The 8,659-nt window shown below is 66.6% G+C and carries 10 protein-coding genes; 3 read left to right on the plus strand and 7 right to left on the minus strand.

Annotated elements, in window-relative coordinates:
* Positions 1–56 precede the first annotated feature (56 nt).
* Positions 57–431, minus strand: coding sequence for a DnaJ family domain-containing protein (locus FEF15_RS11270; RefSeq protein ID WP_163559260.1), 375 nt, complete (start codon positions 429–431; stop codon positions 57–59).
* Entirely contained in the window at positions 418–966 is a 549-nt protein-coding gene (locus FEF15_RS11275; RefSeq protein ID WP_163559261.1) for a DNA polymerase ligase N-terminal domain-containing protein, read from the minus strand. Before FEF15_RS11275 ends, FEF15_RS11270 begins: the two co-directional genes overlap by 14 nt.
* 181 nt (positions 967–1,147) lie before the next feature.
* Between FEF15_RS11275 and FEF15_RS11280 the strand changes: the two genes are divergently transcribed.
* Positions 1,148–1,672: a YgjV family protein gene (locus FEF15_RS11280; RefSeq protein ID WP_163559262.1), complete on the plus strand. Its 525-nt coding sequence runs from the start codon at positions 1,148–1,150 to the stop codon at positions 1,670–1,672.
* Between the two features lie 28 nt (positions 1,673–1,700).
* On the opposite strand, the gene FEF15_RS11285 is transcribed toward FEF15_RS11280, so the two are convergent.
* Both FEF15_RS11285 and FEF15_RS11290 read right to left on the minus strand, forming a co-directional pair.
* Positions 1,701–3,110, minus strand: coding sequence for an amidase (locus FEF15_RS11285; protein ID WP_163559263.1), 1,410 nt, complete (start codon positions 3,108–3,110; stop codon positions 1,701–1,703).
* A 456-nt stretch (positions 3,111–3,566) separates the two neighbouring features.
* On the minus strand, positions 3,567–4,310 hold the full coding sequence (locus tag FEF15_RS11290) for a sulfite exporter TauE/SafE family protein (RefSeq protein WP_163559264.1): 744 nt from the start codon (positions 4,308–4,310) through the stop codon (positions 3,567–3,569).
* A gap of 241 nt (positions 4,311–4,551) precedes the next feature.
* Between FEF15_RS11290 and FEF15_RS11295 the strand changes: the two genes are divergently transcribed.
* Positions 4,552–5,622 (plus strand): calcium/sodium antiporter, encoded by a 1,071-nt coding sequence (locus FEF15_RS11295; protein WP_163559265.1) that lies wholly within the window; start codon positions 4,552–4,554, stop codon positions 5,620–5,622.
* A gap of 99 nt (positions 5,623–5,721) precedes the next feature.
* Here FEF15_RS11295 and FEF15_RS11300 read toward each other — a convergent pair whose 3' ends face one another.
* From FEF15_RS11300 to FEF15_RS11310, 3 genes are all read right to left on the minus strand, one after another.
* Positions 5,722–5,901 carry a hypothetical protein gene (locus FEF15_RS11300; RefSeq protein ID WP_163559185.1) on the minus strand — a complete coding sequence of 60 codons (180 nt, stop codon included), beginning with the start codon at positions 5,899–5,901 and terminating at the stop codon, positions 5,722–5,724.
* Between the two features lie 171 nt (positions 5,902–6,072).
* On the minus strand, positions 6,073–7,038 hold the full coding sequence (locus FEF15_RS11305; protein WP_276208210.1) for a glutathione S-transferase family protein: 966 nt from the start codon (positions 7,036–7,038) through the stop codon (positions 6,073–6,075).
* Between the two features lie 51 nt (positions 7,039–7,089).
* On the minus strand, positions 7,090–7,533 hold the full coding sequence (locus FEF15_RS11310) for a DoxX family protein (RefSeq protein WP_163559266.1): 444 nt from the start codon (positions 7,531–7,533) through the stop codon (positions 7,090–7,092).
* Between the two features lie 163 nt (positions 7,534–7,696).
* On the opposite strand from FEF15_RS11310, the gene FEF15_RS11315 reads away from it, so the two are divergent.
* Complete coding sequence (locus tag FEF15_RS11315) at positions 7,697–8,599, plus strand: LysR family transcriptional regulator (RefSeq protein ID WP_163559267.1); 903 nt, start codon at positions 7,697–7,699, stop codon at positions 8,597–8,599.
* Positions 8,600–8,659 lie beyond the last annotated feature (60 nt).

Genomic DNA, 8,659 nt, shown 5'->3' on the forward strand with positions numbered 1-8,659 from the left:
CAGACCGGTGCAGGCAAGGGGCGCGGCAAGCCTGGCGCGATCGGGGTGGCGCCTGCTCAGTCTTCCCTGTCCAGGCGCCGGAGCAGCCTATCCCGATACTCGCCCCGCTCCAACAGCAGGCTCGGATCGCGCCCGCGCACCTGCAGCCGGCTGCGCAACAGGTCGAGCCGCACACAGGCCCGTTCCCGCTGCTCGCCGTGATCCAGGCGCGCGATCAGGCTCTCCACCTCGCGGATCTCGCGCACCAGCTCCAGTTCCGGGGGCAGGTAGCCGGCATTCTTCAGCAGCCGATAGCCGGCACGCAGCGCTTCCGGCACCAGGCTGTCGTCGTCCAGGCGTAGCGGCTTGCCGTGCCCCGGCAGGTCGTCCAGCTCGCCGCTGTCGATCGCCTTCTGGATATGGGCTTCCGCCAGTCGATCAACCAGCGTCATGGTCACGAACCTCCTGCAGCGTGCGACCGCTCTTGACGGAGCGAGGCTCGGTAGCGACGGGGTGGCGCCGCGCGTCGGCCCTGTCGTCGTCCATCTTGATCAGCAGCCAGCCGTTGCCCTGCAGACCGGTGCGAATGAGCGCATAGCCCCCGCTGATCTCCTCGCCTTCCAGCCACAGGGTGACATGCCCCTCCTCGATCTGCCGGGCGACCGGCCGGGGCCTCGCATCGCCCGTCGCCAGGGGGCGATAGTGCCCGCGATCCCAGATCAGCACCGTGCCCCCGCCGTACTCTTCCTCGGGGATCACCCCCTCGAAGTCGGCATACGGCAGGGCGTGATCCGGCGTGGGCAGGGCGAGACGCTTCTCGCGCGGGTCGGTGGAGGGCCCCTTGGGGATCGCCCAGGATTTCAGCACACCCTCCACCTCGAGGCGAAAATCATAGTGCACGGTCGAGGCCGCGTGCTGCTGGATGACGAAGGCCGGAGCATCGGCACTGTCGTGCCGAGGCGAGCGCGTGTCACGGGATGGCGGCATGCCCGTCGACTCCTGCCGAAACACCTGCCTCCCAGTGTAGCCCCCTTCGCGCTCGACCGGCCCCGCCCGGACGAGCGTCGGGCCTGCAGCGACGAGCGCACCCGCTTCATGCCCCGCCGTCCCGACGTGCTAGCATGCCAGTCCACCTTGTCGCCAGCTTCCCCACTACCCGGAGCCGCGCATGGACGAGATCAGTCTGAGATGGCTGCTGGGCCAGGGCGTGAGCCTGACGGCCCTGGCCCTGTGCCTCGTCGCCTTCGCCAGCAAGCGCGACGACCGCCTCTTCGTGCTGCTGCTGTTCGCCAACGTGGCCTTCGCCGCCCAGTTCGCCCTCTTCCAGAGCTGGGTGGCGGCCGGCATCTCGGCACTGATCGTGCTGCGCATTGCCCTGGCGCGCCGCTTTCACGCCAACCAGCGCCTCATGTACCTGATGCTGGTGGCTACCCTGGCGATCACCGTGCTGATGTGGAACGGGCTGCGGGACCTCCCTGCGCTGGCGGCCGGCCTGCTCGGCACCTACGGCATGTTCATGCTGCGCGGCATTGCCATGCGCCTGGTGCTGGCTGCCGCCGCCTTCTGCTGGATCGTCAGCAACGTGCTGGCCGGCTCCATCGGCGGCACCCTGGCCGAGTCGCTGATCTTCGTGACCAACGTGATCACCATCGTTCGCCTCAAGCGTGACGCCCTGGCTCGCGGCACCGCCTAGCGGCCCCGGGGGAACCCACCGCGGCCGCTCACCCCGCCGGGATCGGCGCGGCGGGAAAGCGGGGTGGATAGGCTTCCATGAAGGCGTGGCAGGCGCGCAGCACGCGCACGTCGTCGTACTTGCCCCCGGCCAGCTGGAAGCCCACGGGCAGTCCGCTGTCGGTGAACCCGCAGGGCACCGAGGCGGCGGGCTGCTGGCTCAGATTGAAGGGGTAGGAAAAGGGCGCCCACTCCTCCCAGTCCCGCATGCCGCGCCCCGCGGGCACCTCCCGGTGGAGGGCGAAGGGCTCGATCGCCACGGCGGGGGTCATCAAGAGGTGGTACTGCTGGTTGAAGTGCTCGAGGCGTTCGGTCAGCCGCGCTCGCCGGGACAGGGCACGGAAGAGGTCCACCGCCTTCCAGGCTTCCGCCTCCCGCGCGTTGGCGACCAGCCCCGGATCGAGCAACCGGCGGCGCCTGGCGTCGAGCTGGGTCCACTGCTCCAGGGAGGCCGTGAACCACAGCGTCTTGAAGATCTCGAGGGGCGAGTCGAATCCCGGATCGATCGCCACGACCTCGGCGCCCAGGACTTCCAGCCGGTGCGCCGCCGTGGCAACGCACTCGGCAACCTGCGGATCCACCGCGGCATAGCCCAGATCCGGCGAGTAAGCGATGCCCAGGCCATGCAGGCCCTGGTGGAGATCACGCCCCCAGTCGTCCGGCTGTCCGCGGGTCGCGTAGGGGTCGCGAAAGTCATAGCGGCCCATGACGTTGAGCATGTAGACGGCGTCTTTGACGCTACGCGTCAGGGGCCCCAGGTGCGACAGGGAAGGCTCCTTGGCCGGGGGCCACTGGGGCGTCCAGCCGAAGGTCGGCTTGAAGCCGAAGACGCCGGTAAAGGCCGCCGGGATACGGATCGACCCGCCGGAATCCCCGCCCTGATGCAGCACCCCCATGTTCAATGCCGCCGCGACGGCAGCCCCGCCCGAGGAACCGCCGGGCGTCAGGCGCGTGTCCCAGGGGTTGGCGGTGGCGCCGAACACGCGGTTGTCGGTGACCGCCTTCCAGCCGAACTCGGGCGTGTTGGTCTTGCCCAGGATGACGGCCCCGGCCTCGCGCAGCATGCGGGCCGGCGGCGCATCCGTCTCGCAGGGCGTATCGGGTACCGTCAGGGAGCCTTCACGGCAGGGCATGCCCGCCACCTGAGTCAGGTCCTTCAGGGACACCGGCACCCCGTCGATCGGGCTGAGCGGGCTGCCCTGCATCCAGCGCCGCTCCGACGCCATGGCCGCTGCCTCGGCACCCCCGCTGTCCACGTGGACGAAGGCGTTCACCCGGCCATTGAAGCGGTGAATGCGGGCAAGCGCAGCGCGCGTCGCCTCCCGGGGCGAGGCCTCGCGGGACCGGTAGAGCACCGTCAAGGCGCTGACATCCAGCGTGCCGAGATCCGTCTCGCTCATACCACCCTGCCTGTTGGCGTCTCGACGACGCCATAGCGGACCTGTCGTAAGTCCAGGCTAGGCAAGGCGCTCTTGTCCTGCAATGCGCGAGCGCGGCAACCCGGGTACCACTCCGTCTCCGTCCGCCGACCTGTCGCGATTGAAAAATATTGCACCGCAACACAAACTTACGAATAGCACTGACTTATCGCGTAAAAAATCATGTTGCAATGCAGCAATAACGGACTAGCCTTAGGGGTGTTGACCCTGCAGGAGGGCCCACACGATGAATCCCCAACGAATGCCCCCTCAACGATGCGACGCAGACGAAGTGCTGCAATTCTGGGCTCGCCAGGCCCAACTCCAACGGGCAGCCTTTGATGCCCTGGCCGCCTACCTGAACTGACACGGCAGCTCTGCACCACCTCACGGCAGCGGCGTCAACATGATCGTCACCCTTGGCTTGAGTAGAGTGCGTTATCCCAGCGCCTTGATCACCAGCTGCACGCCGACGATGGCCATGGCCAGTATCACCAGGCGATAGAAGAGTGCTTCGCTGACACGGTGCTGCAACCACAGGCCGCTCTTCACCCCGGCCCATGCGACCGGCACCAGCGCGAGCGACGCCCAGGCGCTGGTGATATTGACCTCGCCGAGCCACAGATAGGGTGGCAGCTTGATCAGGTTGACCGCGGCGAAGGCGATGGCGCTGGTGGCGATGAAGGTCTCCTTCGCCAGTCGCCGGGGGATCAGGTAGAGGTTGAGCGGCGGCGCTCCAGCGTGGGCCAGGAAGCTGGTGAAGCCGCAGCCGCTGCCGGCGAGCAGCGCCCAGCGGGGCGAAATCGGACGCGACGCCGCGGGCTTCACCAGCATGTAGGCGGCGAACAGCAGCGAGAGCACGCCCAGCAGCAGACGCACGCCGTCCTCGTCGAGGCGGCCGGCAAGCAGGGTGCCGACCGCCACGCCCACCACCAGGCCCGGCACCAGCCGGCGCACTTCGACGGCATCGTGCCGCCCCCACCACGCCTTGACGGTAAAGGCATCCATCACCAGCAGTAGAGGCAACAGCAGTCCCGCCGCCTCGATAGGGCCGATGGCCAGCGCCATCAGTGGCACCGATAGGCCTCCGAAACCGCCGGCGAAGCCGCCCTTGGAGACACCAGTCAGGTAGGTGGAGGTCACGATCAGGGCCCAGGCGAGCCAGGAGTAGTCAGGCAGCACGGCACGACCAAGCAAAGGAGGTGACTGAAAAATTTACGCTTTCCATGAACCTGGTTGCTATCGCCCAGATCCTTGGCCCCAAGGATACGCTAATTGATGGAAGGCCTGGTACGGGTTGGCGTGAGGGCTGTCAGGTCGCCGATCTCTCTCCAGCCCAGCCGGGCAGTGGTACGTTTCATGGCAGTGGGGGCAGCCGGATCGCTTATCATGCGATGTGACGGAACCACTGGGGGAAGAAAGCATGGCCTACATCGCGTTTCTGGCGGGACTCGGATTTCTGTTGGTCGGCGCCGAAATGCTGGTGCGCGGCGCCTCACGGCTGGCGGCACGCCTCGGCGTCTCGCCGCTGATCATCGGCCTGACGGTGGTGGCGTTCGGCACCAGCTCGCCCGAGCTGGCGGTCAGCATCAAGGCCGCCTTCGCGGACCAGGCGGGCATCGCCATGGGGAACGTGGTGGGCAGCAACATCTTCAACGTGCTGTTCATCCTGGGGCTCTCGGCGATGGTCACGCCGCTGCTGGTCGCTCAGCAGCTGATCCGCTTCGATATTCCCTTGATGGTCGCCCTCTCGGTGGCACTGTTGCTGCTCGTGCTGGACGGGCAGCTGAGCCGCCTGGATGGCGTCCTGCTGGCAGCGGGCCTCGTCGCCTACCTCGCCTTTCTGCTATTCCAGAACGCCCGGTCTCGCGGGGGTGCCACGGCTGGCAACAACGATACGCCGTCTGCCAGCAATGTCTGGACAGTCAACCTCTTGCTGGTGGCAGCCGGCCTGGCCCTGCTGGTGCTCGGCTCGCGCTGGCTGGTCGAGGGGGCGGTGGCCTTTGCCAGCTACCTGGGTGTCAGCGAGCAGGTGATCGGCTTGACCATCATTGCGGCGGGCACGTCCCTTCCCGAAGTCATGACCTCGCTGATCGCGGCCCTGCGCGGCGAGCGGGATATCGCCGTGGGCAACGTGGTCGGAAGCAACGTGTTCAACATTCTCGGCGTGCTGGGGGTGAGCAGCCTGCTGGCGCCGTCCGGCATCCTGGTGGCGCCCGCCATGATCAGCTTCGACATCCCCGTGATGCTGGCCGTGGCGGTGGCCTGTCTGCCGATCTGTTTCACCGGTGGCGTCATCACACGCTGGGAGGGCGCCCTGCTGCTGGGCTACTACGCCGCCTATACCCTCTACCTGATCCTGGCGACGGCCCAACATGATGCACTGGCCGGGTTTACCGGAGTCATGCTGTATGTCGTGCTGCCTCTCACGGTCCTGACACTGGCGATTCTGAGCCGGCAGGAGCAAAAGCGCCACTCCGGCAGGGTTCGCTGACCCCGCTGCTCTCTCGGCAGCCCCCAAACTCAGGACTACTGCGGGCATCGAGCAAGCCGGTCACTGCCCTTAGATTCCCTGCATCGGGATGAAGTGCGGTCACGCACCGGCTTCCTGATCCGGTTTTCCTGCCTCGTGCTCGTGCTGCTGGGCGAGGGGCAGCACCGCTGACGCCTCGGGCGCATCGCTGGCGTCATCGGCGAGGCGACGGTCGATATAGTGCAGTACCGCCAGCTGGGCGACGAGAAAGGCAAAGCAGAGAACAATGCCCTGGATCATGATCGGATACCGGAAGGGGGCCTGTCTGCAGCATAGGCCAGCTCCGGCCAAAGGCCACCAGGACGATGTATAGCACGGGGCCAAATCCAGCGCCTGTCACCCCAAGCATCAGATGGACACCATTTTTTATTATGTAAATCATGAAGTTGATGGGCCTGCGCCTCAGGTACCTCAGAGGATACTGGGTCCAATGGGCACGATGCCGCTGGGGTTCAACGCCTTGATCGAATAGTAGCCCGCCTTGACGTGGTCGAGATGGACGGTCTCGGCGATGCCGTCCAGCGCCAGGATGCGATGCAGGTAGGCGTGCAGGGCCGGCATGGCACTCAGGGTGTTGCGATTGCACTTGAACAGCCCGTGATAGGCCGCATCGAAGCGCACCAGGGTCACGAACAGGCGGATGTCGGTCTCCGTGAGGGCATCGCCGAAGAGGTAGCGCCGTCCGTCGCCGAGGCGCGCCTCGAGCGCATCCAGCATGGCGAAGACCTTGCCGTAGGCCTCCTCGTAGGCCGGCTGGCTGGAGGCGAAGCCGGCCTGATAGACGCCGTTGTTGAGGTCGGTGTAGAGCGACCGGTTGAGCGCCTCGATCTCGGCGGCCAGGGCCTCGGGGTAGAGGTCCGGCCCCTGGTCGACGAGAGGCGAGAAGGCGCTATTAAGCATGCGCAGGATGTCGGCCGACTCGTTGTTGACGATGGTACCGGTCTGCTTGTCCCACAGCACGGGCACCGTGGCACGGCCGGAGACCTGCTGGTCGGCGCGAGTATAGAGCTCGTGCAAGTAACGAACGCCGTTCTGGGGATCCTCGCCGGCGCCGGGAAAACCGCCGAACTGCCAACCCTGGTCGGTCAGCCGCGGGTTCACCACGGTCACGCCGATCATCTCCTCGAGCCCCTTGAGCCGACGAACCATCAAGGTGCGCGAGGCCCAGGGGCAGATGTAGGCGACGTAGAGGTGATAGCGCCCCGCCTCGGCCTTGAAGCCGCCCGTGCCGGTGGGGCCGGGGGCGCCATCCGGTGTGATCCAGTTCCTGAAGGTCGAAGTCTGGCGAATGAATCGCCCCTGCTCGTCCTGCGCCTGTACCGGCTGCCAGTTCTCCTGCCAGATGCCGTTGACCAGCATGTGTCGTCCTCCCGTCATTGAGTCACCCTCCGCCGCGGGAGGGTGACCGAGCAGAGTTGGATGCTGCGATCAGAACCGCTTTGCCAGCAGACCATCGAGTGATAGCCGCCCGGCGCCCAGAAGCGTCAGCGCCACGCTGGCGGCCAGCAGGCTGAGCGCGAACTCGTAGCCACCGTTGGCCACGAACAGGCCGTTGGCGAGGTGCACGCTGACGATGGCCACCAGCATGGTGAAGGCGGAGGCCAGCGCCGCGGGGCGGGTCAACAGGCCGAGCATCAGGGCCAGGCCGCCGAAGAACTCGGCACCGCCGGCCAGCAGCGCCATCAGCAGGCCGGGCGCCAGCCCGATGCTCTCCAGCCACTGGGCGGTGCCCGCCAGGCCATTGCCACCGAACCAGCCGAAGAGCTTCTGGGCGCCGTGGGCGGCGAGGATCAGGCCGACCGGCACCCGCAGGGCCAGGGCGCCATAGCCGCCGGTGGTGTCGAACAGGGTTTTCACAAGTTGCGTCTTCATGATGCCTACCTCATCTGGGTGTCTTGGGTAGCCGAGGCACCGGGTGGCCTCGAGCGATGAGGAGACTTTACTATCGCCAAGTGAGCGGAATAAGGGCGCCAGCATTGCATGATTAACCATGAAGCGTTGATAATAATCACTCTCCACCCACCAGGAGCCGGCCATGGACCGTCTCGATGCCATGCGCACCTTCGTCACCGTGGTGGCCGAGGGGAGCTTTACCCGGGCGGCCGAGCGCCTGGCGCTCTCCCCCCAGCTGGTCAGCAAGTACGTCTCGCAGCTGGAGCGCCACCTGGGCGTGCGCCTGCTCAACCGCACCACCCGCCGGCTCCACCTGACCGAGGCGGGCGCCGCCTACCGGCAGCGCGCCGAGCAGGTGCTGGCCGACATCGACGACATGGAGAGCGAACTCGGCGCGCTGCAGAGCCAGGCCCAGGGCAGGCTACGCATCAGCGCCCCGGTGTCGTTCGCCATCCGCCATCTGGCGCCACTGATCAACGACTTCCAGCGGGCCAACCCCGCCGTGGACATCGATCTGCAGCTCAACGACCGCAAGGTCGATATCGTCGAAGAGGGGTTCGATATGGCACTGCGCATCGGGCGGTTGAAGAGCTCTTCTCTGATTGCCAAGCGCATCGCCCCCGTGCGCCTGGTGCTGTGCGCCTCGCCCGAGTACCTGGCAACCCACGGCACCCCCGAACGTCCCCGGGACCTCGCCGGGCACCGTTTTCTGCGTTACCGCTACATGGAAGAGAGTCAGGAGCCGCTCTTGCAGTGGCTGCCGCGCAGCGGCGGCGGTGAGGGAAGCGAGTTGACCAGCAACAATGGCGATGTGCTGGTGGAAGCCGCCATCGGCGGAGCAGGCATTGCGCTGCAGCCGACCTTTCTCTCCGGCGATGCCATCCGCCAGGGCCGCCTCAAGGTAGTGCTCGCCGAGCATGAGCCTGAGCCGCTCGGGCTCTATGCAGTGTACGCCCACCGCCAGCTGCTGGCGAGCAAGGTGCGCCACTTCGTGGATTTTCTGGAAGGATACTTCGGCGACCCGCCCTACTGGGACCGCTTCTGATAGGTTCTTCGTCACTTCATGTGGATTTGGCCTGATCGAGCAGGCGCCCCACGGGGCTGC

Origin of the sequence: Halomonas sp. NO4 (genome assembly GCF_010994375.1) — a bacterium.
Classification (GTDB): Bacteria; Pseudomonadota; Gammaproteobacteria; order Pseudomonadales; family Halomonadaceae; genus Halomonas.